The organism is Sphingopyxis sp. 550A, assembly GCF_053569535.1.
Map to the genome: position 1 here is coordinate 3,836,400 of NZ_CM131615.1, position 22,552 is coordinate 3,858,951.

The window sequence follows — 22,552 nt, forward strand, 5'->3', positions numbered from 1 at the left end:
TTCGCCGGGGCGACGAGGTTGATGGCTTAACCCTCGATCGCACCACGGCGCAGGTCGCGGGCGCGGGTCAGGATGATTTCCTCGAGCTTCTGCACCGTCGCCGCCTGCACCGGCGCATCGACCCAGGCGCCGCCCTGCGACACCTGGCGCGAGGCGGCGACGCGGAGCGCATCGGCGCGCAAATCGCGGTCGAGGATCGACACGGTGACCTTCATCCGCTCGCCCGGATTCGCGGGATTCGCATACCAGTCGGTGATGATCACCCCGCCCGAGCTGTCGGCCTGGAGCAGCGGCATGAACGACAGCGCGTCGAGCGAGGCGCGCCAGAGATAGCTGTTCACGCCGATCGTCGTCACCTGCGACGCCGCGAGATCGGCCTTTGGCCGCTCCTTGCCGCCGCAAGCCGAAAGGCCGAGCGCCGCGACCCCGAGCAGAGCGAGCGCTGCCGAGCGCGAGGCAAGAGCGGAAAGCTTGGACATGCCGGAACACCTTATCTTTGGGCGCCGGAGAAATGGCGCGTGCGGAAATCTTGAGGCGTCTCTATCGCCCTTGCCGCCGTCCGGCAAGCGCGGCAATCGCGTCTTTCCGGCCGTTCACCTCCCGCTCAGCTTCGGGCCGCACTGTGGTGTTCGCGCAACAACTTCGGCGAAAAGCCCGAGCGGTGTGATGATTCGTTCGCTAAGCACTGGAATTATCCGGACCAGAAGCCTATCTGACGAGTCGATTGGGGATGGAGTCGCAGAATGATGGCGCGCAAGCCGCGACATTTCTGGAAAGCAGGGCTGTTCGCCGCCGCGGCGATTTCGGTCGCGCTGCCCCCTGCCCTCGCCGCGATGACCCGCGCCGACCGCGCCCGCGACACCCATTTGTCGGAAAGCCTGCTCGGCCAGTTCACCCCCGCTTCGGGTGATCAGCGCCTGATCGCGCGCTATAACAAGATGTCGGCGGAAGCGCGGCGGAGCTTCAGCTTCACCCCCGCAATCACCGACCGGACCCGCGAGAACCGGGCCATCACCGTCGTCATCCGCGCCCGCGACGACGCGTCGAGCGCCGCGCGCACCGCCGCACTGGCGGCAACGGGACGCGCCAGCATGCCGATCGCGATCACGCCGGTCGCCTATAATCTCGGCGCATCGGTCGGCTTCCAGAAATTCGTCACCCCGGCGCTGCCGCGCGGGGTCGATCTTCGCAATCTGCCGGTCGCCAAGGCGCCCGAGCAGGCTGAGCGGAAATCGCGCTTCGCGACGCGCGTCACCAGCCATTCGAACGATCCGGCCGGCGCGACCGACCGCGTCATCGCGCCCGGCGACGATCAGAATGTCGATGTCGTCAGCAGCTATCGCCTGACCAGGAATCTCGATGTCACGGCGGGCGTTCGCTATCGCGCCGACGACCGCGTCCAGCCGCTGACCGATTCGCGCCGCGACAGCCAGGCCGTCTACGTCGGAACCGCCTTCCGCTTCTGACGCGTCCGCCGCCGCACGGCCTTTTCATCCCAGCTATCGATCGCCGCCCAGCCGGCATTACGCGCGCCCGCACGGCGTAATGCCCGCACGCGCGGCGGAGTCATGCCGCCGAGCGCGATGGCCTTCGCTCCCGCCAGCCGCGCGAGCCGCAACCACGCACCGCGTCCGAGCGCCGGCGCGCCGGGATGCGAGCGCGTCGGGTGGAGCGGCGAGACGAAAGTCGCATCGACGCCCGCGCGGCGCGCGGCGCGCGCTTCGCGCTCGTCGTGCACCGGCATCGCGACGATCAGGCCGAGCCGATGCGCCGCCCCGGCGCGGGACGCGAGCGGCGGGCGGAGATGGACGCCGTCGGCGTTCCAGCGCTTCGCGTGCGCGGGATGGCCGGCGAGCAGCAACAGCAGCTTTCGCGTCCGCGCGATTCGCGCCAGCCGGCGGAACATCCGCCAGCGCGCACCCGGCGCAAGCCGGTCGTGGCGAAAGACGATGCCGCTGCCGGGAGGCAGGATCGCGGCGAGTTCGACGATCCCCGCAGCCGCTCGCTCGTCGCTGAACAGCCAGACATCCGGCAATCCGGGGGCAGGTTTGCGGGCAAGAGGGTGGCGCGGAACCATCGCCCTTCCTATAGGCGCGTGGCGAGCGCGCGCAACGCGCCCCCTTCGAGGACGAGCATATGGACGATGCGGCGGAACGGCTGGCCGACGTGAAGGCGGCAATCGCGGATGCGGCGAAGCGCGCGCAGCGAAAACCCGCGGATATCTGCCTGATCGCGGTGTCGAAGACCCACGACGCCGACGCGATCCGCCCGCTGATCGCCGCGGGACAGCGCCATTTCGGCGAGAATCGCGTGCAGGAAGCGGCCGCGAAATGGCCCGCGCTGCGTGCCGAAGCGGCGGACATCACCCTTTACCTGATCGGCCAGCTCCAGTCGAACAAGGCCGAGGAAGCGGTGATGCTGTTCGACGCGATCCATTCGGTCGATCGCTCGTCGCTGGTACAGGCGCTGGCGAAAGCCTGCGAAAAGACCGGCAGGCGGCCGCAGCTTTTCATCCAGGTCAACATCGGCGACGAGGAGCAGAAGGGCGGCTGCGCGGTGCGCGACCTTCCCGCGCTGCTCGCCGAAGCGGCCGAAGCGGGCCTGACGATCGAAGGCCTGATGGCGATTCCGCCCGCCGAGGTCGAGCCCGCGCCTTATTTTGCGCTGCTCGACGAACTGGCCGAACGCCACGGCCTGCCGCTGCGCTCGATGGGGATGAGCGGCGATTACGAGACCGCCGTGATGCTAGGCGCGACGCATGTGCGGGTGGGGACGGCGCTGTTCGGGTCGCGGGAATAAATCGACTGATGCCGCCAAGGCGGCTTTATTCAGGATTCGTGCGAAGACGCAGAGATTGGGGACATCGGGAAGTCAGCTATACTTTACCTATGACGCATATTGAAAACCTGCTTCTAACCATAGAAGGTGGGTTCGCCGTAGGTGCTGTGGTCGGCCTTCTGATTGGTGTGCTATTACCTCGTCCGAAAGTCGGGTGTGTTGCCTTGCTGGCGGTTCCTGTCGCCATGGTTTTCTTTATCACCTGGTGGCAAGGCGAGCATCCGGAAAACTTGAGATCAACCAGCGGGCTCGATTTCATGTTTGGGCCTCTTTGGCCAAGTGTTGGGGCAATCGCGGGATATTTTGCGGGTAAGTGGCTCCGATCGTTTTTCTTTGATCGCGGTTAGAGACTGCTCCCCCAAAGCCGCCTTCCCCGCCTATTGATACTCCACCGTCACCGGAATCCGCCCGCGATAGTCGCCGTCACCGCTTCCCGCGACCTGCAAACGCCCGCCAAAACGGAACTGAAGTCGGCCGTCGGGGTCGAGGCGCGGGGCGCCGCCGAGGTCGGTGGCAAGACCGGTAACGCGCGCGATGCCGCCACTGCCGCTTTCGAGATCGACCGACGTCGGCAGAAAGACGCGCACTTCGGCGCCAGGTTCGCCGCGCACCGTGACGGTGCCGGTCACCGCGAAGCCGCCGAGGTCGCGGACATCGCCGCTGAGGCGGCGCACGCCGGTGACGGGATCGAGCGCGACCTCTCCGCCGCTGCTACCCGCCGCGACGCGGCCCATGTCGAGCTGGGTTTCGATATCGATGCGAAGCGGCGTGTCGGCCTTGCGACTCGCCATCGCCGGGCCGCTGTCCGGCTTGCCGCACAGCATACACTGCGCCGCGGCCGCCGAAGGGGCGGCCAAGCACAGGAAAAAAGCGGGAAAAAAGCGCAGTTTCACGGATGCCGCGATAGCATCGTCATGGTTAATCCGGGGTAAAGTCGGCGACGCGCTATTCGCTGGTCAGACCGTCGCTTTTCAGCGAGACATGCGCGATGAACCACCCCGCGTCCGTCCGGCTCAACGCCGTTGCCACGGCAACGCCGGATCATGACATCCACCAAGCCTTCATCGACTGGGCGACCCCGCGCATCGCCGATGCCCGCACCCGCGCGCTGTTCGCGCGGATGGCGGCGCGGTCGGGGATCGCGCATCGCTGGTCGGTCCTGCCGCCGACGCCCGCAGGCGGATCACCGGTCGCGCCGGGCGGCTTTTACGATGTGCCCGGCCTGCCGCCGACCTCGGCGCGGATGGCGGCCTATGCCGATCATGCACCCGACCTCGCGATGCAGGCGATCGCGGCGCTCGGCGGGGCGTTCGATCCGGCGCGCGTCACGCATATCGTCGTCGCGAGCTGCACCGGTTTCGTCGCGCCCGGAATCGATCAGATTCTCGCGCGGCGGTTGAAGCTGGCGCCGACGGTCGAGCGCGTCCTGATCGGCTTCATGGGCTGCTATGCCGGGGTCACCGCGCTACGCACGGCGCGGCATATCGTGCGGTCGCAGGCCGATGCCGTCGTGCTGGTCGTCAGCGTCGAGCTGTCGACACTGCACCTCAGCCTCGCCGACCGGCCCGAACCCTTGCTCGCGATGCTCCAGTTCAGCGACGGCGCCGCCGCAGGCATCGTGTCGGCCGCGCCCGGCGGGTTCGCGCTGGGCGAAGGGCGCAGCCTGGCGCTCGAAGACAGCGCCGACCTGATCCGCTGGGACATCGGCGACAAGGGTTTCGAGATGCATCTGTCGGGCGAAGTGCCGGGGCGGCTGCGCGAGGCGTTGACCGGCCTTGATGTGCAACGCGACCTGTTCGGCACGGCCGGCGCGCCGCCGCTGCTCGCGGTCCACGCCGGCGGGCGTTCGGTGCTCGACGCGGTCGAACATGCGCTCGCGGTGCCGGCGCAGGCGCTCGCCGACAGCCGGTCGGCGCTCGCGCGCTTCGGCAATATGTCGTCGGCGACGATCTTGTTCGTGCTCGCCGCGATGATGGCGCGCGGCGCAAAAGGGGAGGGAATCGCCATCGCCTTCGGCCCGGGCCTCGCCGCCGAAGCGATCCGGTTCGAGGCATGAACCCCTTCACCAGCCTCGCCGGACCGATCGAGCGCGAGGAGGAGATGGACGCGGCCGAGCTTTCACCCCCGCGCTATGCCAAAGTGCTCGCCGACCTGTCGCGGGTTAACGCGCTGACGCTCGCGCGGCGGCCGACGCTGGGCTTTCTCGACCGCGTTCGCGCAGGGGGCGGCGGGGCAGGGGGAGGCAATGCAAAGCCGTGGCGCATCCTCGACGTCGGGTTCGGCGCGGGCGACATGCTCGCCCGGATCGCGCGCTGGGGCGATGCGCGCGGGGTGGCGCTCGATCTCGTCGGGGTCGATCTCAATCCGAAAAGCGCGCCGGTCGCCGCAGCGCGGCTCGGCGGGCGGGCGCGGCTGATCACCGGCGATTACCGCGATCTGGCGGGGCAGGGGTGGGACATCATTCTGTCGAGCCTCGTCGCCCACCATATGAGCGCCGGGCAGCGCCGCGCTTTCCTGCGCTTCATGGATGCGGAATGCGCGCGCGGCTGGCTGGTCAACGATCTTCACCGCCAGCGCCTGCCCTTCGCGGGCTTTCCGCTGCTCGCATGGCTCGCCTTTGCCGACCCGATCGTGCGGCGCGACGGGCAGCTTTCGGTCGGGCGCAGCTTCCGCCGCGCCGAATGGCAGACGATGCTCGCCGACGCGCTGCCCGAAACGGCCGCTGAATGCCGCATCTTCCGCAGCTTCCCCTATCGCCTTTGCGTCGAGCGCATCCGATGAGCGATGCACTTATCGTCGGCGCCGGACCCGCCGGGTCGGCGGCGGCGATCGGGCTGGCGCAGGCGGGCGCGAAGGTGCTGCTGCTCGAACGATCACGCGAGACCGGCGACGCGCTGTGCGGCGGGTTCCTGAGCTGGCGAACGCTTGCGCGGCTCGAAGCGCTCGGGATCGATCGCGCCGCGCTCGGCGGGCTGGCGGTCACCCGCGTGCGGCTGTTCGCGGGGCGCCGGTCGAACGAAACCGGGCTGCCCGGCGCAGCGATGGGCGTATCGCGCCGCCGCCTCGACCGCGCCTTGCAAGCGGCCGCCGTCGCCGCGGGCGCGGGGCTGGAGCGCGGGATCCATGCGACGGCGCTCGATGGCGGCACCGTGCAGACGCGCGACGGCGCGACGCTGACGGCGCCTTCGCTTTTCCTCGCGGCGGGCAAGCATGGCTTTCGCGGATTTCCGCGCGAGCCCGCACGCTGGCAGCGCAGCGATCCCGTCATCGGCCTGCGGCTTCGCCTTCCCACGCATCCGGCGCTCGAACGGCAGGTGGGCGATGCGGTCGAGCTTCACCTCTTCGATCGCGGCTATGCCGGGCTGGTGCGGCAGGAGGACGGCAGCGGCAACCTGTGCCTCGCGGTTCACAAGTCGCGCCTCGACGAGGCGGGCGGCGAGCCGGCGGCGCTGCTCCGCGCGCTCGGCGATGCGTTGCCGCCGCTCGGCGAACGGCTCGCGCGGGCCGACTGGACGCGCCCCATCGATGCGATCGGCCACGTCCCCTATGGCTGGCGGACGATCGATACGGTCCCGGGGCTGTTCAAGCTCGGCGATCAGGCCGGGGTCATCCCCAGCCTCGCGGGTGAGGGCATGGGACTGGCGCTCGCGAGCGCCGAGGCCGCGGTGGCGGCGTGGCGGCGCGGCGGCCCCGCGGAAGCACCCGCTTTCCAGCGGGCTCTCGCTGCCTGCCTGGCGCGGCCTTTCGCGCTCGCGGACCTGATCTGGCGCGCGGGGGAAAACCCCCGCAGCGCGGGCCTGCTGACCTCGATTGGCACTGCTTTCCCGCCCCTTGTGCGGCTGGTGTCGCGGGTGACGCGTATTTAGAGGATTCGCGCAGAGAGCGCAGAGGATTTTGGTTCACGCGGAGACGCGGAGAGAGAAGATATGCCGCAAAGCAGCTTTCGATTCCGCCGGAGCGCCCGGGAGCATCGTTGCTGGACAAGGGGCCTGCCGGCCCGAGCCGTCTCTCTCCGCGCCTCCGCGTGAACCGGATCGGAGCCCCTTGTGGCGACAAGGCGCCGGGCCGATATAGGGTCCAGCCGGGCGCCGCACGACGCCGCCACAAGGAGTTCCGACCATGACCGACCCGCAAACCGACAAGCCGCTCGACCCCATGGCGCATCATGTGCTGCGCGAGGGCGGCACCGAGCGCGCCTTCACCGGCAAATATACCGACCACAAGGGCGACGGCGTCTATCGCTGCGCCGGCTGCGGCGAGCCTTTGTTCGACAGCCGCACCAAATATAACAGCGGGTCGGGCTGGCCGAGCTATACCGCGCCCGCCGCCGAAAGCGCGGTGACCGAGCTCACCGACACCAGCCACGGCATGGTCCGCACCGAAGTGCGCTGCGCGAAATGCGAGGGCCACCTCGGCCATGTCTTTCCCGACGGCCCCGGGCCGACCGGGCTGCGTTACTGCATCAACAGCGCAGCGCTTGACTTCGCCGAGCGCGGGCAGGATGAGGCAAAAGCCGGCGAGGGTTGATCCTGCCGGCCTGAAACATCCGGGGCGGAGCGAGGGAAGGATTGTGTTTGCGCCGCGAACGACAGCAGGCATCCGCAGGTAAATCGTCATCGTCGGGCAAAGGCAGCTCGGGTAGGGGCGGCTCGGGCAAGGGCTCGCCCGGCGGCCCGTCGCGCGGTCGCGTCTGGCTCCGGCGGCTGTTCCGCTGGGGCCTAGGCCTTGCCTTCGTCGGCGCGGTCGCGATTGCGGTCGCGGTCGGCATCGCCGTGCAGCGCATCCCGAGCTTCGAGGAACTCAAGAAATCGCCCGCCGGGCAGACGATCCGCGTCCACGCCGCCGACGGCACCGTATTCCTGTCGCTCGGCCCCAATTACGGTCGCTGGCTGACGCTGACCGAGACGCCGCAGGTGATGCAGGATGCGATGGTCGCGGTCGAGGATCGCCGCTTTCGCTATCATCCCGGCATCGACCCCGTCGGCATGAGCCGCGCCGCGGTGTTCGCGGTCGAACATTATGGCACCGGGCGCCGCATGCAGGGCGCCTCGACGATCACCCAGCAGCTCGCGCGCAACATCTTCCTGTCGAACAGCTACACATGGACGCGTAAGGCGCGCGAGATGGTCCTCGCGCTCGCGCTCGAATGGAAATTCTCGAAGGACGAACTGCTCGAACTCTATCTCAACAAGGTCTATTTCGGCGGCGGCAGCTATGGCATCGACGCCGCGTCGCGGCGCTTCTTCGGGCATAGCGCGACCGAGATGTCGCTGTCGGAGGCCGCGGTGGTCGCGGGGCTGGTCAAGGCGCCGTCGCGCTATTCGCCGACCGCCGACGCCGCCGCCGCGCTCGGCCGGTCGGGGGTCGTCCTCGAAACGATGGTCGACGCGGGCTTCATCACCCAAAGCCAAGCCGACAGCGCCAAGCCCGCCGACGTCCAGCTCGCGCAGGAGACCGGGCAGAACAGCGCGCGCTATTTCACCGACTGGGCGCTGCCGCAGCTCGACATGCTGATCGACGAGGGCAGCGAGGCGCTCGACGTCTATACCACGCTCGATCTCGGTATGCAGCGCGCGGCGACCGCCGCGATCCAGGCCGATACGCCGAAAGGCGTGCAGGCGGCGCTGGTATCGATCGACCGCGACGGCGCGGTGCGCGCGATGGTCGGCGGCACCGACTATGTCGCGTCGAACTATAATCGCGCGACGCAGGCGCTGCGCCAGCCCGGATCGGCATGGAAGCTGTTCGTTTATATGGCCGCGCTCGAAGCCGGGCATAAGGTCGACGACCAGGTCGTCGACGAGCCGGTGACGATCAACGGCTGGAGCCCGCGCAACTCGTCGGGGCGCTTTGCGGGGCCGATGAGCCTGCGCACCGCCTTCGCTTATTCGGTCAACACCGTCGCCGCGAAGCTGGGCGACGAGATCGGCTTTTCGGCGGTCGCCAACATGGCGCGCCGCTTTGGCATCACCACCCCGATCAACACCCACCCGTCGATGGTGCTCGGCAGCGCCGAGGTGCGGGTGATCGACATGACCGCCGCCTTCGCCTCGGTCGCGCGCAAGGGCGTTTCCGCCCAGCCCTATGCGATCACCAAGGTCACGACCGCCGACGGGCGGCTGCTCTATCAGCGGCCGGCCGAGCGCGGGCAGACGCTGGTCGATACGTGGGTCGCTGCCGGGATCACCGACCTGCTCCAGACCGCGGTCGCGACCGGCACCGGCCGCGCCGCACAGATCGGCCGCCCGGTCGCGGGCAAGACCGGCACGACGTCGAGCAACAAGGACGGCTGGTTCCTCGGCTTTTCGAGCGGACTGACGACGGGCGTCTGGATGGGCCGCGACGATGCGAAGCCGGTCGGCGGCCTGCAGGGCGGCCGCGCGCCGGCCAAGGCCTTTGCCGATTATATGCGGGTCGCGGTCGCGCGCCGCCCGGTCGAGCCCTTCGACACCGAGGTCAAGCTGCCCGAATGGCAGCTCGAGGACGAAGGCGACGCCTATCTGGGCGAACCGGGCGACGAAGGGCTGACCGACGACAATGGTATGCCGATCGAGCTGCCCTATGACAGCCGCCCGCCGCAGAGCGACGCGCCCCCGCCACCGCCGCAGGACGAGGGTCCGGTACTCAACCAGCAATGGATCGAGGAACAGACCGGCCGCCGCGCGCCGCCGTCCGACACGAACGCGGCGCCCAAGGCGGTGCCGCAAGGCAAGCTCATCACGATTCCGGCGCCCAAAGCGCCGCCCCCGCCGGCACAAAAGGGGCAAACCCCGCAGCGTCAAAGCGGGAATGAGGGAAATAACCCCTAGATCATGATCGGGTTGGCTGAAACACCGCCTTCCTTATCTCGTCATCCCGGCGAAGGCCGGGATCTCGCCGTCTCGACCTGACGCACCGGCGAGATCCCGGCCTTCGCCGGGATGACGATTCAGTCAAAAACGATCAGCCCTCCCCGAAGCGGTAGCGGTGCAGCCCGCGCCCCTCGCGCCGCAGCCATGCGCGCGCGGCGCCGACGTCGCCGTCGTGCAGTTCGTCGACCAATGCGTGAAAGGCCGCGCCATGGTCCATGTGCCGCAGGTGCGCGACCTCGTGCGCGACGGTGGCGCGGCGGACGTGATCGGGCGCCATTACCAGCCGCCAGCTATAGCGCAGGTCGCCGTCATGGGTGCAGCTTCCCCAGCGGCTGCGCGGATCGCCGACCCCGACGCGGCCGACGCGAAGCCCCGCGCGATCGGCGATCTCGCGGCTTTCGCGCGTCATCAGCGCGAGCGCTTCGGCCTTCAGCCAGCGCTCGATGCGGCGACCGACGGTTTCGGCGGGTCCGCCGACCGTCAGCGCATCGTCCGCGAGCCGCACCGCGCGCGGCGCGGTCGCGGTCCAGTCGATCCGCCGCAGCACCCCGAACAGCGGCACCGCGGTGCCCGGCCCGACGAGCAGCGGCGCGGCCGCCTTGCCGACCTGCTCGGCCAGCCAGTCCTGCTGCTCGCTCGCCCATTTGAGCGCGCGCGCTGCACTGGCGCGGCGCGGCAGGGTCAGGCGCAGCTCGCCGCGCGCGCCGTCGAAGATCAGCTTGTAGCGCCGCGACTGGGCATGATGGACGAGGCGCACCGGCCACGGGGTTTCGCCCACCCAGATTTGCGGGCGCTCGTCGCGCAGATCAGACGACGCGTTCGACAAGATGATTCTCCAGCGGTCCTGCGACATCCTCACCGACCGTCCAGCCGACGATCGATTCGCCCGCGCGATGCACCGCGTCGCGGTCGCCGCAGACGAGATAATGCCAGTCGGGCAGCGGCTCACCCTCGGCGCGAAGGCGATAGGCGCAGGTCTGCGGCAGCCATTCGATGTCGGCGACCTTGGCCCTGGTCAGCGTCAGGCAGTCGGGGACGTGGCGGCGGCGGTGCTTGTAATCGCCGCAGCGCGCGGTCGAAAGGTCGAGCAGGCGGCACGCGACATTGGTCGGATAGATGCGGCCCGTGTCCTCGTCCTCCAGCTTGTGGAGACAGCATTTGCCGCAGCCGTCGCACAGCGCCTCCCACTCGCCGGCGTCGAGGCTGGCGAGCGGCGCTTCCCAGAAGCGGCGCCCGGCCGGGCTCACTTCACCCACTTCGCCAGCTCGGCCGCGACCTTGTCGGGCGCGCCCTCGTCGGGCTCGGTCGACTGATCGTCGAGCGGCAGCAGCGCGAGCGGCTTGCCCGCCGGGTCCATCAGGAAAGCGAGCTGGCTGTGCGCCATCAGATAGCGGTCGGGGGCCGAACCCGGCACCTTGTTGTAAGTGACGACATAGGCCTTGGCGACCGCCGCAATCTGTTCAGGCGTGCCAGTCAGGCCGATCAGCCGCGGGTGATAGCGGCTGACGAAGGCCTTCAGCGCCGCGGGCGTATCGCGTTCGGGATCGACGGTGATGAACATCGGCGCGACCCGGGCGCCGCGCGCCGGATCGCTCTTTTCGAACGCCGACAGGCCGCGCATCAGCTTTTGCAGGTCGACTGGGCAGATGTCGGGGCAATAGCTGTAACCGAAATAAACTAGGCGGTATTTTCCCGCAAAGTCGGTGTCGCGCACGGTCTTGCCGTCCTGGTCGGTCAGCGTGAACGGCCCGCCGATCTTCGCGCCGGCGAGTGGCGGATCGCCGGCGGGAGCGCCCGTCGGGGCGTTGCAGCCCGCCAGCATCGCCGCCGTCAGCAGAAGCAGGCTTGAACGGGCGAGCTTTCGTCCCATAATTGCGATATTCATCATGCGGCCAGCCTTGATCGGCTAAGGCCCGAAAATCAACCATTGTCGTGCGGGGGGGCGCATTTGCCGTTCCTCGGTTCACGGCATATTGCGAGGGGTCGCTTATCATGGTCCGACGCGCGGAATTCCGCCTTGCTTTCCTGGCCCTGCTCGCCGCCACGGCGGCAGGCGCGTTGGCGCCCGCTCCGGCGTTCGCCCAGTTCCGCGGTGCCTATGCCTTCCTGCAGGCGGTCGAGAGCCGCGATGGCAACAAGGCGACCGAGGCGCTGAAAGACGATCCGTCCTTCGTCAACACGCGCAACCCCGACACCGGCGAGACCGCGCTGATCCTGGTCGCCAAGCGGCGCGATCCGACCTGGTTGCGCTTTCTGATCGGCAAGGACGCCGATCCGTCGATCGCCGACCGGCAGGGGATGACGGCGCTGATGCATTGCGCGCTGCTCAATTTCGCCGAGGGCGCCGAAACGCTGCTCGACGCGAAAGCGCCGGTCGACCAGACCAACCGCCGCGGCGAGACGGCGCTGATCCTAGCGGTGCAGGCGAAGAATGCCGCGATGGTCCGCCTGCTCGTCCGCCATGGCGCGGACCCCGACAAGGCCGACCATATCGCGGGCATGTCGGCGCGCGACTATGCCAAGCGCGACGACCGCACTGGCCAGTATCTCGCGCTGCTCGACGCCAAGGCCGACATCGCGCCGCGCGATCCCGGCGCGGTGTTCGGCCCGAACTGATTCGCCGACCCGGTCGCGGGCCGGCGAAAATTTCGCGCAGAATCGCGGAGATCGCGGAGATTTTCTGTGTCCCCGCGAAGGCGGGGATTCATTTCCTGCCGGTTCCATCGCGCGCCAACCGGAGATGGACCCCCGCCTTCGCGGTTCAACCGGCCAGTTTAATTCCTCTGCGCTCTCTGCGCTTCTGCGCGAATGAATCCTCATGCCCACAATGTGATTCATGAATTGACACTGACATTACAATGTGAAACAAGCATCGCATGTCCACACAGCTCATCGAACGCATCCGCGCCATCGTCGAAGACGGCACCATGTCCCGCTCGGGGCTCGCGCGCGCCGCGGGCCTGCACGCCAACAGTCTTCGCGACCTTGATTCGGAGAGCTGGAACCCCACCGCCGAAACGCTGCGCAAGCTCGAGAACTGGCTCGCGCACGGCAGCGACCTGTCGCCGATGGCGAGCCCCGAAGAGATCATTGCCGAGGCGCGCAACGGCCGCATGTTCATTCTCGTCGATGACGAGGATCGCGAGAATGAAGGCGACCTCGTCATTCCGGCGCAGATGGCGACCCCCGACGCGATCAATTTCATGGCGACCCACGGCCGCGGGCTCGTCTGCCTGACGCTGACGCGCGGTCGCGTCGAGACGCTCGGGCTCGAACTGATGAGTCGCAACAACGGGACGCGGCACGAAACCGCCTTCACCACCTCGATCGAGGCACGCGAGGGCGTCACCACCGGCATTTCGGCGGGCGACCGCGCGCGCACCGTCGCGGTCGCGATCGACGCCGGCAAGACCCGCGACGACATCGTCACCCCCGGCCATATCTTCCCGCTGATCGCGCGCGACGGCGGCGTTCTCGTGCGCGCCGGCCATACCGAGGCATCGGTCGACATCGCGCGGCTCGCCGGGCTCAACCCATCGGGGGTGATCTGCGAGATCATGAACGACGACGGGACGATGGCGCGGCTGGCCGACCTCATCCCCTTCGCGCGGCGCCACGGGCTGAAGATCGGGACGATCGCCGACCTGATCGCCTATCGCAGCCGCACCGACCGCCTCGTCGAATGCGTCTCCGACGAGCCGTTCGAATCCGATTACGGCGGCGACTGGCGGCTCAAATCCTATCGCAACAAGGTCGACGGCTCGGTCAATCTGGTGCTGCAAAAGGGACCGGTCGACCCCGACGGCGTGACTCTGGTGCGCATGCACGCCGTGTCGATCTTCGACGACATCATGGGGCGTCCCGGCCCCCGCAAGCGCCGCCTCCAGCGCTCGATGGATGCGATCGGCGAAGCGGGCGCGGGGGTGATCGTGATGCTGATGCGCCCGCTCCCCGGCTCGGCCGATGCCGAAGCGACTCCCGCCCCCGCGGGCGGCATGGACCTGCGCACCTATGGCATCGGGGCACAAATCCTCGCCGACCTCGGCGTCCATGCGATGGAATTGCTCACCCCCACCCACAGCAATATCGTCGGCCTCGAAGGCTATGGCCTGTCGGTCGTCGGCGAACGGTCGATCCCCGGCGAGGCCGAATAGCGCCGAACCCATGATCCGGACCGGGGAGGATGATGGTGCGGCGCCCAAATATGCACTTATCGAGCGCGAGCGGCGCTGGCTTGTTGATCTAGATCGTCGCCCCGCTCTCGGCGACCTGCCTGCCGTCCTGATCGAGGATCTCTACATCGAGGGCACCCGGTTGCGGTTGCGGCGGATGACCGACAGTACAGGCCTTTTGACCCGTAAGCTCACCAAGAAATACGAGGCCGCCGACCCGACCTCGCGCGAAATTGTCACCGCCTATCTGGTCGAGGGCGAATATGCCGTCTTCGCCCGCTTGCCGGGCCGGCGGATCGTCAAGCGTCGCTATCCGGTCGAATGGGAGGGCAAGCGCTTCAGCCTCGATATCTTCAAAGGCGCACTCGCACCGCTCGAACTGCTCGAAATCGAAGGACCCGACGCAGCCAGCCTCGCTGCGATCATCGCGCCACCCTGGACCGTGCGCGAAATTAGCCACGATCCCGCCTTCGAGGGCGGTTCGCTCGCCTCTCTCGAACGGTGAGCCAGTCGCTGGGCATCGGCTTCGCGGTCGTCGCCGCGCTGACCACCGCTTCATCGCACGCCATGCTCAAGTCGGGCGAGGACCAGGAAGCGGTGCGCGCGCTGTGCGGCGCGACATGGGCGGCCGCGGCCGCCGGTCCTTTGCTCTTCCTCGGCTGGCCGACCCCGGCGATGCTGCCGTGGCTCGCCGGGGCGGTGGTCCTGCACAGCGTCTATTCGCTGGTGCTCACCCGTTCCTACACGCTTAACGATTTCTCGGTCGCCTTTCCGATCGCGCGGGGCACCGCGCCGCTGGTCGCGATCGGCGCCAGCGCCTTGCTGTTCGGCGAAATCCCCGGGCTCGCGGAGACCGCGGGCGTGACCACGATCAGCGCCGGCATCCTGTCGCTGTCGGCTGGCGGCCGTATCGGACGCGCCGGGCTGATCGCCGCGCTGACGGCGGGGGTATTGACCGCCGCCTACACCGTCGTCGACGCCGGCGGGATGCGCGCGAGCGATGGGGTTCTACCCTTTCTCTGCTGGTTCTTCTTCGCAACTGGAAGCGCGCTGCTGCTCCAGTTCCGCCTCGTCGCGGGCCCGGCCGCCGCCGCGCGTCTTACCCGCAACCTCAGGCCCGGGATCGCCGCAGGCGGCCTCGCCATCGTCAGTTTCGGATCGACGCTCGTCGCGCTGCGCTACGCCCCCGTCGCCGCGGTCAGCGCGCTGCGCGAAACCTGCATCCTCGTCAGCATCCTGATCGCGTGGCTGTGGATGAAGGAGCGCGTCACGCTCCACAGCCTGACCGCCGCCGTGCTGATTGCGGCGGGCGCCCTGCTTTTGCTGCTTTCGCATCTTGTCCCACCCGCTTAAGGAGTCCGTCATGGCCCATATATTGATCGTCGAAGCCCGCTTCTATTCGCACCTCAACGACATGCTGCTGGGTGGCGTGCGCAGCGCGCTCGACGCCGCGGGGCACAGCCATGAGACGGTGACGGTCCCCGGCGCGCTCGAGGTTCCCGCCGCCATCTCGCTTGCCGCCGACAGCGGTCGCTACGACGCCTATGTCGCGCTCGGCGTGGTGATTCGCGGCGAGACCTATCATTTCGAGGTCGTCTCGAACGAAAGCGCGCGCGGCATCATGGCGCTGACGCTCGATGGCCTCGCAATCGGCAACGGCATCCTGACCGTCGAGAATGAAGAGCAGGCGCTTGCGCGCGCCGACAAGACGCGCAAGGATAAGGGCGGCGAAGCGGCGAAGGCCGCGCTCGCGATGCTGGCTCTGAAGGAACAATTCGGCATTGGCTGATCGACCGCCCCCCGGCCGCTATTCCGTCGTCGAGCGCGGCGGGCGGCTGGTGGTGATCGATCGCGAGACCGGCCGCACCCCGCCGAGCGCCGCCGAGCGCATGGCCGACTATGACCGACGGATGGGCAACGAACCGGCCCTTCCCGCAGCGCAGCGATTTCCTACCGATGCCTTCGCCGATCCATCAGCTCCGGTCATCGAACAGGTGATCGAGCCGCCCGCGCCGCTTGTGAGCGACCGGATGGTGGCGACGGTGGCGGCGATGAACCGCAAGCAGCCGTGGCAGGATCAGCGGCCCGCCGCCGCTGCCGTCCCCGCGCGCATCGCTCAACGCCCCCAACCACGGCCCCAATCACGTGCACGCCCGGCCACGGGCGCCCGCAAGACGATCGTCACCGGCAAATGGTGGGACGCCAAGGGACCGCGAACGATCGAGCTCGGTCCCAAGGGGCAGCAGGTGCTGAACGGTGGCTTCGCGACCCTCTTCTTCGTTGTCCTGATCGCCGCCATCGTCGGGTTGTTCATCGCGCCGGTCCTGCTGTTCATAGGCGCGTTTCTCGCCTTCCGGTTCGGGGGCAAGATATTGGCGCCGATCGGTGCGGGGATCGTCGACAAGGCGCTCGCGGAGAGGGCATAACAACCCATCGCTAAAGAAACCGCGTGCCCCCGCGAAGGCGGGGGCCCATCTCCTGTCGGTGCCATTTAGAGCCGTCCGGAGATGAGTCCCCGCCTTCGCGGGGACACACCAGAGTATTGTTCGATCCGGCCTAAGCCGCCACCAGCGCCGGATAATCGGTATAACCCTCCGGCCCCGGCGAATACCAGGTCTGCGGATTGTCGGCGGCCCATTCGGCGCCGGTGCGGATGCGCTCGACGAGGTCGGGGTTGCCGATGAACGGCCGGCCGAAGGCGACCGCATCGGCGACGCCGCTGGCCAGCGCCTCCTCGGCGAGCGCGGCGGTGTAATCGCTGTTGAGGATCAGCGGCCCCTTGAACGCCTGCCGAATCGCGGGCGACTGTTTCGGCACGTCGGTGCGCCCGAAGGTGCCGTCGGGACCGGGCTCGCGCAGTTCGAGGAAGGCGATGCCGAGCGCATCGAGCGCAGCGGCGGCCGCGGGGAAGAGCTTTTCGGGAGCGCTGTCGTCGACCCCCTGCGTGTCGCCGTTAGGCGACAGGCGAACCGCGACGCGATCCTTGCCCCAGACGCCGATCAGCGCCTCAGTCACTTCGCGGAGCAGGCGAATGCGGTTCTCGACCGACCCGCCATAATCGTCGTCGCGCAAATTGCTGTTGTCGCGCAGAAACTGGTCGATCAGATAGCCGTTGGCCCCGTGAAGCTGAACCCCGTCGAAGCCGGCCTTCTTCGCATTCTCCGCTGCCTTCACATAGTCGCCGATCACGCGCGGAATCTCGTCGAGCCGGAGCGGCCGGGCTTCCTCCAGATCGCGGCGCCCGACCGGCGTATGCGCGCGGCCTTCGCCCTTGGTGGCCGACGCCGACACCGGCTGCTTGCCGTCGTTGAATACCGAATGGACGAGGCGCCCCATGTGCCAGAGCTGCGCGACGATGCGCCCGCCCGCGGCGTGGACCGCGTCGGTCACCGGCTTCCAGCCTTCGACCTGCGCGTCGGTCCACAGGCCCGGCGCGCTCGGCCAGCCGAGCCCTTCCTGCGAGATGCCGGTGGCTTCGGAAATGATCAGCCCGGCGGAGGCGCGCTGGCGGTAATAGTCGCGCGCCAACTCGTTCGGCACGAAACCCGGCCCGGCGCGGCCGCGCGTCAGCGGCGCCATGATGATGCGATTCGGCGCCTCGATGGCACCCAGCTTGATCGGGTCGAACAGTGATGCGGTCATGCTTTTCCACCTTTCACTTTTATCCGCGACGCCTTGGCCGGTCGCCGCTATGGCCCGCGAAGCTATGGTCGCCGCGGCGCCGGCACAATGGTGGGTAGCAAAAGAAAATCTAAATGAGCAACAAGAGCGATAGTGTGGACAGCACGCCCATGGCCGCGACCGTCAATCGCTGGAGCTTCGCCGCGCTGCTCGGCGGCAATCTCGCGCTGTCGCTGACCGCGCTGGTCGTGCGCTTCGCCGACACCGGCCCGGTCGCGGCGGGCGTATGGCGGCTGTCGCTCGCGCTGCCGGTGCTACTCGCGTTCGCGTGGCGCGAGACCGGCGGGCGTCTGCCCTCGCCCCGCGCGCTCTGGATCGCGACCGGCGCCGGGCTTTTCTTCGCCTTCGATCTTGCCGCCTGGCACCTCGGCATCCTGCAGACCAAGGTCGCCAACGCGACGCTGTTCGGCAACAGCGCCAGCCTGTTGCTTGTGATCTGGGGGATCATGCTGTCGCGGACCTGGCCGCGCGGCTGGCAGGCGCTCGCGATCTTCCTGGCCTTCGCGGGGTCGGCGCTGCTGATGGGGCAGAGCTATGAAGCGTCGGCCGCCTATCTCGTCGGCGACCTGCTCAGCCTGCTCGCGGGCGCGCTCTACACCGGCTATGTGCTGATGATGCAGCGCGTGCGCGGCGAGGTTGGCGCTTGGTCGGCGCTCGCCATTTCGTCGGGTGCGGGCATCCCCGTGCTGCTCGTCACCGCGCTTGCGCTCGGCGAGACGATCCTGCCGCACGACTGGACACCGCTGCTCACCCTCGCGCTGATGAGCCAGCTCGTCGGCCAGGGCTTGCTGATCTGGGCGCTGCCGCGCTTTTCGCCGCTCGTCGTCGGGCTCACCCTGCTCGTCCAGCCGGTCGTCGCGGCGGTCGCGGGCTGGCTGGTCTTCGGCGAGACGCTGAGCCTGTGGGAGATCGCCGGCGGCGCGATGGTCGCTGCCGCGCTCGTGCTGATTCGGTTGCCGAGCCGCGCCGCGCGGCCTATCTGATGGCCATGGCCGACACCCTTCCCGCCGATCCGACGCTCGACGAGATTCGCGCCGCGCTCGCACCGTTGATCGCCGAGACGGCGGCGTTCGACGGTTTCAGCGACTCGGCGCTGGCCGACGCCGCGCAGCGCGCCGGGGTCGATCCCGACGTCGCCCGCCTCGCTTTCCCCGGCGGCGGACGCGACATGGTCGATGCCTGGTTCGCGAGCATCGACGCGGCGATGGCCGGCCGATGGCCCTCCGAAAAGCTCGCGACGCTCAAGATTCGCGAGCGGATCACGACGCTCGTCGAAACGCGCATCGACCTGCTCGCCGGAACCCGCGAATCGCTGCGCCGCGCGCTCGCCCTGGTCGCGCTGCCGGCGAATGCCCCGCACGCCGCGAAGCTCGGCTGGCGCGCCGCCGACCTGATGTGGCGGCTCGCGGGCGACACCGCGACCGACTACAACCACTACAGCAAGCGCGCGATCCTCGGCGCGGTTTACGGCTCGACGATGGCGGTGTTCCTGAACGACGAGAGCGAAGGCTTCGCCGACACCCGCGCCTTCCTCGCCCGCCGCATCGACAGCGTGATGCGCTTCGAGGCGTGGAAACACCGCCGCGCCTCGCGCAGCATCGAGCGCCCCAGCCTCGCCCGGTTCGTCGGCCGCCTGCGCTATCCGGGAAGCTGAACGCAATTTACAAACAGGGCTGGCCTTCGCCTGCTGTTATTGATAATCGCTCGCAATGATCGCGAAGCTCGATTCCTCGCCGCTCGGCATTGCCGTGCGCATCGCCCGCATCGACTGGAACGCCATGTCGCAGGACGAGGGGCGGCGCCTGCGCGAATTCGGGCTGCTCGAAGGATGCGAAATCACGCCGCGCCATCGCGGCAGCATCTTTTCGCGCGATCCGCTCGCGCTGACGATCGGGCGGATGCAGGTGATCATCCGCGCGCGGCAGGCCGCGGCGATCGAGGTCGAACCCGCCGCATGAAACGCATGATATGACCGGCGCCATCCCCTCCATCGCCCTCGTCGGCAACCCCAATGCCGGCAAGTCGAGCCTGTTCAACGCGCTGACCGGCGCGCGGCAGAAGATCGCCAATTATCCCGGCGTCACCGTCGAGCGGAAGGCGGGGCATGCAAGCTTCGCCGACGGCCGCCCGATCTCGCTGATCGACCTTCCCGGCACCTACAGCCTGACCCCCGCGAGCCTCGACGAGGCGGTGACGCGCGATGTCGTGCTCGGCAAGCAGGCGGGCGAGGCGCGCCCCGACGCGCTGGTCGTCGTCGTCGATGCCGCGAACCTCGACAATCATCTCTGCTTCGCGCTCGAATTGCTCGCGCTCGGCCTGCCGACCGTGGTCGCCCTCAACATGCTCGACCTTGCGGAGCGCGACGGGTTGACGCTCGATCCCGAACGGCTGTCGCACGAGCTCGGCGTGCCGGTCGTCCCGACCGTCGCGGTGCGCAAGCGCGGCCTGACCGAATTGCTCGCCGCGGTCGACGGCGCGATCGCCGCGCACCAGCCGCGCGCCGCCATGCCCCCGCCGCCGAACGACGCTTCGCTCCACCAGCGCGCCCGCGCGCTGGCCCGCATCGCGACGCTCGACGAGACCCCGGTGCGCCGCTGGACGCAGCGCGTCGATTCGGTGGTGCTCCATCCGGTCGGCGGGCTCGTCATCCTGCTCGCGCTGATGTTCGTGATGTTCCAGGCGGTCTATGCCGCCGCCGAAGCCCCCGCCGACTTTCTCGAAAGCGGGATCGGCGTGCTGCAGGGCTGGGTCGTCGACACCCTGCCCGACGGCTTCCTGCGCGGGCTGATCGTCGAGGGGCTGCTCGCGGGCGTCGGCGCGGTGATCGTCTTTCTGCCGCAGATATTGATCCTCTTCCTCTTCATCCTGCTGCTCGAAGCATCGGGATACATGACCCGCGCCGCCTTCCTGATGGACGGGCTGATGGGCAAGGTCGGCCTGTCGGGGCGCGGCTTCATTCCCTTGCTCTCCAGCTTCGCCTGCGCGGTGCCCGGCATCATGGCGACGCGCTCGATCCCCGACGAGAAGGACCGGCTGACGACGATCCTGATTGCGCCGCTGATGACCTGCTCGGCGCGGATGCCCGTCTATACGCTCGTCATCGGCGCCTTCATTCCGGCGCGGACCGTCGGCGGCTCGCCGGTCGGGTTGCAGGGCCTCGTCCTCTTCGGCCTGTTTTTGAGCGGTATCGTCGGCGCGCTGCTCGTCGCTTATGTCCTCCGCCGTTCGGTGACCAAGGGCAATGCCGCGGGCTTCATGATGGAGATGCCGCGCTATCAATGGCCGCGACTCAATGACATCGCCATCGCGCTATGGCAGCGCGCGTGGATTTTCCTCCGCCGCGCGGGCACGATCATCGCGATGACGACGGTGGTGCTGTGGCTGCTGCTGAGCTTTCCCAAGGCGCCCGCGGACAGCGACGTGCGCCAGGTCGACTATAGCGTCGCGGGCCATATCGCGAGCGGGCTGGAGGTCGTCGTGAAGCCGATCGGCTTCAATCACGACATCGCGCTCGCGCTGATCCCGGCGATGGCGGCGCGCGAGGTCGCGGTCTCGGCGCTCGCCACCGCCAATGCGATCGACGCCGGCGACGACGAGGAAGCGGTGGCGATGTCGCTCGGCGAGCGCCTTCAGGGCCGTTGGAGCCTCGCGACCGCGCTCGCCTTCCTCGCCTGGTTCGTCTTCGCGCCGCAATGCATCTCGACGATCGCGATCACGCGGCGCGAGACCAACGGGTGGAAATGGCCGCTGTTCATGGTTGGCTATTTGTTCGCACTCGCCTATGCCGCTGCTGGTATCACTTACTGGACGGCCGTCGCCTTCGGACTCGGCTGATCCTCCCAAACTTCAAGCGGAGCGGAGCGGCGATGGCTGGCAGCGTCAACAAGGTAATTCTCATCGGCAATCTGGGTGCCGATCCCGAAATCAAATCGTTCCAGAACGGCGGCAAGATCGCCAATATCCGCATCGCGACCAGCGAACAGTGGAAGGACCGGATGACCGGCGAGCGCAAGGAGCGCACCGAATGGCATAATGTCGTGATCAACGGCGAAGGGCTGGTCGGCGTCGTCGAGCGCTACCTCAAGAAGGGGTCGAAGGTTTACATCGAAGGCTCGCTTCGCACCCGCAAATGGCAGGACCGCGACGGCAACGACCGTTACACGACCGAGGTCGTCATCGCGGGCATGGGCGGCAATCTGACCATGCTCGACGGCGCGCCGGGCGGTGGCGGCGGATCGCGCGGCGGCGACAGCTGGGGCCAGGGCGGCGGATCGAGTGGCGGTTGGGATCAGGGCAGCAGCGGCGGCTCGTCCGGCGGCGGAAGCTCGGGCGGCGGCTGGAACCAGGGCGGCGGCGGTTCGGGCGGCGGCAGCCGCCCGCCCTTCGACGACGATCTGGACGACGACGTCCCCTTCTGAGGCGCTGACCCATGGCGAGTGACCTGCTGACCGCCGCGGACGTCGCGCGCGGCGTGTGCCGGCTGTTCGCGCAGCAGGGGCTCGTCGCGATCCCCGAGGTGACGCTTCCCAACGGCCGCCGCACCGACCTCACCGCGATCGACGCGCGGGGCAATATCACGATCGTCGAGATCAAGGTCAGCCGCGCCGACCTGCACGGCGATGGCAAATGGCCCGATTATTGCGACTGGTGCGACCGCTTCTATTGGGCGCTTGCCGCGGGGCTCGACCCCGCGATCCTCGAAACCGAAGGCTACGAAAGCTCCGGCCTGATCGTCGCCGACCGCTATGGCGCCGCGGTGGTGCGCGAAGCCGCGCACCGCAACCTCGCCCCCGCGCGCCGCAAGGCCGAACTGCTCCGCATTGGCCGGCTCGCGATGCGGCGGTCGATGATCATCGCGGACCCCGAGCTGGCAGGGCCATGGGGTGAGGGCATTTAGATTATCTCACGCAAAGGCGCGAAGGCGCAAAGAGGGCGAGCATGGCGGAGACGCCGCTCTTGATCATTGAATGGGCCGGACTTTGTCCGGTCAATCTCCAATGAGCTACATTT

27 protein-coding genes are annotated in these 22,552 nt (G+C 68.4%); 20 read left to right on the forward strand and 7 right to left on the reverse strand.

Annotation, left to right across the window (positions count from 1 at the left end; translation table 11 throughout):
• Nucleotides 1–26: 26 nt before the first annotated feature.
• Complete coding sequence (locus ACVENA_RS18500) at nt 27–479, reverse strand: DUF3576 domain-containing protein (protein ID WP_257545919.1); 453 nt, start codon at nt 477–479, stop codon at nt 27–29.
• A 264-nt stretch (nt 480–743) separates the two neighbouring features.
• Between ACVENA_RS18500 and ACVENA_RS18505 the strand changes: the two genes are divergently transcribed.
• A complete protein-coding gene (locus tag ACVENA_RS18505) occupies nt 744–1,466 on the forward strand; it encodes a hypothetical protein (RefSeq protein ID WP_449326576.1) in 723 nt (240 codons plus the stop codon).
• On the opposite strand, the gene ACVENA_RS18510 is transcribed toward ACVENA_RS18505, so the two are convergent.
• The gene (locus ACVENA_RS18510; protein WP_449326577.1) at nt 1,439–2,077 is read right to left on the reverse strand and encodes a thiamine phosphate synthase; all 639 of its coding nucleotides are present in this window, start codon (nt 2,075–2,077) and stop codon (nt 1,439–1,441) included. The two genes, ACVENA_RS18505 and ACVENA_RS18510, sit on opposite strands and share 28 nt — an antisense overlap.
• A gap of 59 nt (nt 2,078–2,136) precedes the next feature.
• Between ACVENA_RS18510 and ACVENA_RS18515 the strand changes: the two genes are divergently transcribed.
• Together ACVENA_RS18515 and ACVENA_RS18520 are read left to right on the forward strand one after the other, a co-directional pair.
• Complete coding sequence (locus ACVENA_RS18515) at nt 2,137–2,799, forward strand: YggS family pyridoxal phosphate-dependent enzyme (protein ID WP_449326578.1); 663 nt, start codon at nt 2,137–2,139, stop codon at nt 2,797–2,799.
• Between the two features lie 89 nt (nt 2,800–2,888).
• On the forward strand, nt 2,889–3,185 hold the full coding sequence (locus ACVENA_RS18520; RefSeq protein ID WP_449326579.1) for a hypothetical protein: 297 nt from the start codon (nt 2,889–2,891) through the stop codon (nt 3,183–3,185).
• A gap of 30 nt (nt 3,186–3,215) precedes the next feature.
• Here the strand turns inward: ACVENA_RS18520 and ACVENA_RS18525 are convergent, their stop codons facing one another.
• A complete protein-coding gene (locus ACVENA_RS18525; RefSeq protein ID WP_449326580.1) occupies nt 3,216–3,629 on the reverse strand; it encodes a DUF4402 domain-containing protein in 414 nt (137 codons plus the stop codon).
• A gap of 197 nt (nt 3,630–3,826) precedes the next feature.
• On the opposite strand from ACVENA_RS18525, the gene ACVENA_RS18530 reads away from it, so the two are divergent.
• The 5 genes from ACVENA_RS18530 (at nt 3,827) to ACVENA_RS18550 (ending at nt 9,647) form a co-directional block, all read left to right on the forward strand.
• Nucleotides 3,827–4,894 carry a type III polyketide synthase gene (locus ACVENA_RS18530; RefSeq protein WP_449326581.1) on the forward strand — a complete coding sequence of 356 codons (1,068 nt, stop codon included), beginning with the start codon at nt 3,827–3,829 and terminating at the stop codon, nt 4,892–4,894.
• Nucleotides 4,891–5,619, forward strand: coding sequence for a methyltransferase domain-containing protein (locus ACVENA_RS18535; protein ID WP_449326582.1), 729 nt, complete (start codon nt 4,891–4,893; stop codon nt 5,617–5,619). Before ACVENA_RS18530 ends, ACVENA_RS18535 begins: the two co-directional genes overlap by 4 nt.
• Nucleotides 5,616–6,704, forward strand: a complete 1,089-nt coding sequence (locus ACVENA_RS18540; protein WP_449326583.1) for an NAD(P)/FAD-dependent oxidoreductase — start codon at nt 5,616–5,618, stop codon at nt 6,702–6,704. Before ACVENA_RS18535 ends, ACVENA_RS18540 begins: the two co-directional genes overlap by 4 nt.
• 253 nt (nt 6,705–6,957) lie before the next feature.
• The gene (gene msrB / locus ACVENA_RS18545; RefSeq protein WP_449326584.1) at nt 6,958–7,365 is read left to right on the forward strand and encodes a peptide-methionine (R)-S-oxide reductase MsrB; all 408 of its coding nucleotides are present in this window, start codon (nt 6,958–6,960) and stop codon (nt 7,363–7,365) included.
• A 47-nt stretch (nt 7,366–7,412) separates the two neighbouring features.
• Complete coding sequence (locus tag ACVENA_RS18550) at nt 7,413–9,647, forward strand: transglycosylase domain-containing protein (protein ID WP_449326585.1); 2,235 nt, start codon at nt 7,413–7,415, stop codon at nt 9,645–9,647.
• Between the two features lie 133 nt (nt 9,648–9,780).
• Here ACVENA_RS18550 and ACVENA_RS18555 read toward each other — a convergent pair whose 3' ends face one another.
• From ACVENA_RS18555 to ACVENA_RS18565, 3 genes are read right to left on the reverse strand one after another with little or no spacing between them, the layout of a single operon-like run.
• A complete protein-coding gene (locus ACVENA_RS18555; protein WP_449326586.1) occupies nt 9,781–10,515 on the reverse strand; it encodes a M48 family metallopeptidase in 735 nt (244 codons plus the stop codon).
• A complete protein-coding gene (locus ACVENA_RS18560; protein WP_257545938.1) occupies nt 10,496–10,936 on the reverse strand; it encodes a YcgN family cysteine cluster protein in 441 nt (146 codons plus the stop codon). Before ACVENA_RS18560 ends, ACVENA_RS18555 begins: the two co-directional genes overlap by 20 nt.
• Nucleotides 10,933–11,577 carry an SCO family protein gene (locus tag ACVENA_RS18565; RefSeq protein WP_449326587.1) on the reverse strand — a complete coding sequence of 215 codons (645 nt, stop codon included), beginning with the start codon at nt 11,575–11,577 and terminating at the stop codon, nt 10,933–10,935. The genes ACVENA_RS18560 and ACVENA_RS18565 overlap by 4 nt, the downstream gene beginning before the upstream one ends.
• Nucleotides 11,578–11,681: 104 nt before the next feature.
• On the opposite strand from ACVENA_RS18565, the gene ACVENA_RS18570 reads away from it, so the two are divergent.
• The 6 genes from ACVENA_RS18570 (at nt 11,682) to ACVENA_RS18595 (ending at nt 16,287) form a co-directional block, all read left to right on the forward strand.
• On the forward strand, nt 11,682–12,305 hold the full coding sequence (locus ACVENA_RS18570) for an ankyrin repeat domain-containing protein (protein ID WP_449326588.1): 624 nt from the start codon (nt 11,682–11,684) through the stop codon (nt 12,303–12,305).
• A gap of 260 nt (nt 12,306–12,565) precedes the next feature.
• Complete coding sequence (ribB, locus tag ACVENA_RS18575) at nt 12,566–13,843, forward strand: 3,4-dihydroxy-2-butanone-4-phosphate synthase (RefSeq protein WP_257545944.1); 1,278 nt, start codon at nt 12,566–12,568, stop codon at nt 13,841–13,843.
• A gap of 10 nt (nt 13,844–13,853) precedes the next feature.
• On the forward strand, nt 13,854–14,366 hold the full coding sequence (locus ACVENA_RS18580) for a hypothetical protein (protein WP_257545946.1): 513 nt from the start codon (nt 13,854–13,856) through the stop codon (nt 14,364–14,366).
• The gene (locus ACVENA_RS18585; RefSeq protein ID WP_449326589.1) at nt 14,363–15,214 is read left to right on the forward strand and encodes an EamA family transporter; all 852 of its coding nucleotides are present in this window, start codon (nt 14,363–14,365) and stop codon (nt 15,212–15,214) included. Before ACVENA_RS18580 ends, ACVENA_RS18585 begins: the two co-directional genes overlap by 4 nt.
• Nucleotides 15,215–15,224: 10 nt before the next feature.
• Complete coding sequence (gene ribH, locus ACVENA_RS18590; protein ID WP_449326590.1) at nt 15,225–15,650, forward strand: 6,7-dimethyl-8-ribityllumazine synthase; 426 nt, start codon at nt 15,225–15,227, stop codon at nt 15,648–15,650.
• On the forward strand, nt 15,643–16,287 hold the full coding sequence (locus ACVENA_RS18595) for a hypothetical protein (protein ID WP_449326591.1): 645 nt from the start codon (nt 15,643–15,645) through the stop codon (nt 16,285–16,287). Before ribH ends, ACVENA_RS18595 begins: the two co-directional genes overlap by 8 nt.
• Before the next feature lie 130 nt (nt 16,288–16,417).
• On the opposite strand, the gene ACVENA_RS18600 is transcribed toward ACVENA_RS18595, so the two are convergent.
• Nucleotides 16,418–17,503 carry an alkene reductase gene (locus tag ACVENA_RS18600; protein WP_449326592.1) on the reverse strand — a complete coding sequence of 362 codons (1,086 nt, stop codon included), beginning with the start codon at nt 17,501–17,503 and terminating at the stop codon, nt 16,418–16,420.
• A gap of 113 nt (nt 17,504–17,616) precedes the next feature.
• Here ACVENA_RS18600 and ACVENA_RS18605 point away from each other — a divergent pair, with 113 nt between their 5' ends.
• Genes ACVENA_RS18605 through ACVENA_RS18630 form a run of 6 tightly spaced genes read left to right on the forward strand, consistent with a single transcriptional unit; the run spans nt 17,617 to nt 22,439 of the window.
• Nucleotides 17,617–18,525, forward strand: coding sequence for a DMT family transporter (locus ACVENA_RS18605; protein WP_449326593.1), 909 nt, complete (start codon nt 17,617–17,619; stop codon nt 18,523–18,525).
• Nucleotides 18,526–18,530: 5 nt separating this feature from the next.
• The gene (locus tag ACVENA_RS18610) at nt 18,531–19,196 is read left to right on the forward strand and encodes a COQ9 family protein (RefSeq protein WP_449326594.1); all 666 of its coding nucleotides are present in this window, start codon (nt 18,531–18,533) and stop codon (nt 19,194–19,196) included.
• 55 nt (nt 19,197–19,251) lie between these two features.
• Entirely contained in the window at nt 19,252–19,500 is a 249-nt protein-coding gene (locus ACVENA_RS18615; protein WP_257545960.1) for a FeoA family protein, read from the forward strand.
• Nucleotides 19,501–19,510: 10 nt separating this feature from the next.
• Nucleotides 19,511–21,376: a ferrous iron transporter B gene (gene feoB / locus ACVENA_RS18620; protein WP_449326595.1), complete on the forward strand. Its 1,866-nt coding sequence runs from the start codon at nt 19,511–19,513 to the stop codon at nt 21,374–21,376.
• A gap of 32 nt (nt 21,377–21,408) precedes the next feature.
• Nucleotides 21,409–21,960 carry a single-stranded DNA-binding protein gene (gene ssb / locus ACVENA_RS18625; protein ID WP_449326596.1) on the forward strand — a complete coding sequence of 184 codons (552 nt, stop codon included), beginning with the start codon at nt 21,409–21,411 and terminating at the stop codon, nt 21,958–21,960.
• A gap of 11 nt (nt 21,961–21,971) precedes the next feature.
• Entirely contained in the window at nt 21,972–22,439 is a 468-nt protein-coding gene (locus ACVENA_RS18630; protein WP_449326597.1) for an MmcB family DNA repair protein, read from the forward strand.
• Nucleotides 22,440–22,552 lie beyond the last annotated feature (113 nt).

Bases quoted from the DNA above. Each gene is read 5' to 3' on its own strand.
- ssb (WP_449326596.1), top strand. From the start codon at position 21,409: ATGGCTGGCAGCGTCAACAAGGTAATTCTCATCGGCAATCTGGGTGCC.
- ACVENA_RS18570 (WP_449326588.1), top strand. From the start codon at position 11,682: ATGGTCCGACGCGCGGAATTCCGCCTTGCTTTCCTGGCCCTGCTCGCC.
- ACVENA_RS18610 (WP_449326594.1), top strand. From the start codon at position 18,531: ATGGCCGACACCCTTCCCGCCGATCCGACGCTCGACGAGATTCGCGCC.
- ACVENA_RS18580 (WP_257545946.1), top strand. From the start codon at position 13,854: ATGATCCGGACCGGGGAGGATGATGGTGCGGCGCCCAAATATGCACTT.
- ACVENA_RS18505 (WP_449326576.1), top strand. From the start codon at position 744: ATGATGGCGCGCAAGCCGCGACATTTCTGGAAAGCAGGGCTGTTCGCC.
- msrB (WP_449326584.1), top strand. From the start codon at position 6,958: ATGACCGACCCGCAAACCGACAAGCCGCTCGACCCCATGGCGCATCAT.
- ACVENA_RS18565 (WP_449326587.1), bottom strand. From the start codon at position 11,577: ATGATGAATATCGCAATTATGGGACGAAAGCTCGCCCGTTCAAGCCTG.
- ACVENA_RS18540 (WP_449326583.1), top strand. From the start codon at position 5,616: ATGAGCGATGCACTTATCGTCGGCGCCGGACCCGCCGGGTCGGCGGCG.
- ACVENA_RS18605 (WP_449326593.1), top strand. From the start codon at position 17,617: ATGAGCAACAAGAGCGATAGTGTGGACAGCACGCCCATGGCCGCGACC.
- ACVENA_RS18630 (WP_449326597.1), top strand. From the start codon at position 21,972: ATGGCGAGTGACCTGCTGACCGCCGCGGACGTCGCGCGCGGCGTGTGC.
- ACVENA_RS18510 (WP_449326577.1), bottom strand. From the start codon at position 2,077: ATGGTTCCGCGCCACCCTCTTGCCCGCAAACCTGCCCCCGGATTGCCG.
- ribH (WP_449326590.1), top strand. From the start codon at position 15,225: ATGGCCCATATATTGATCGTCGAAGCCCGCTTCTATTCGCACCTCAAC.
- ACVENA_RS18515 (WP_449326578.1), top strand. From the start codon at position 2,137: ATGGACGATGCGGCGGAACGGCTGGCCGACGTGAAGGCGGCAATCGCG.
- ACVENA_RS18500 (WP_257545919.1), bottom strand. From the start codon at position 479: ATGTCCAAGCTTTCCGCTCTTGCCTCGCGCTCGGCAGCGCTCGCTCTG.
- ACVENA_RS18525 (WP_449326580.1), bottom strand. From the start codon at position 3,629: ATGGCGAGTCGCAAGGCCGACACGCCGCTTCGCATCGATATCGAAACC.
- ACVENA_RS18615 (WP_257545960.1), top strand. From the start codon at position 19,252: ATGATCGCGAAGCTCGATTCCTCGCCGCTCGGCATTGCCGTGCGCATC.
- ribB (WP_257545944.1), top strand. From the start codon at position 12,566: ATGTCCACACAGCTCATCGAACGCATCCGCGCCATCGTCGAAGACGGC.
- ACVENA_RS18600 (WP_449326592.1), bottom strand. From the start codon at position 17,503: ATGACCGCATCACTGTTCGACCCGATCAAGCTGGGTGCCATCGAGGCG.
- feoB (WP_449326595.1), top strand. From the start codon at position 19,511: ATGACCGGCGCCATCCCCTCCATCGCCCTCGTCGGCAACCCCAATGCC.
- ACVENA_RS18520 (WP_449326579.1), top strand. From the start codon at position 2,889: ATGACGCATATTGAAAACCTGCTTCTAACCATAGAAGGTGGGTTCGCC.
- ACVENA_RS18530 (WP_449326581.1), top strand. From the start codon at position 3,827: ATGAACCACCCCGCGTCCGTCCGGCTCAACGCCGTTGCCACGGCAACG.
- ACVENA_RS18535 (WP_449326582.1), top strand. From the start codon at position 4,891: ATGAACCCCTTCACCAGCCTCGCCGGACCGATCGAGCGCGAGGAGGAG.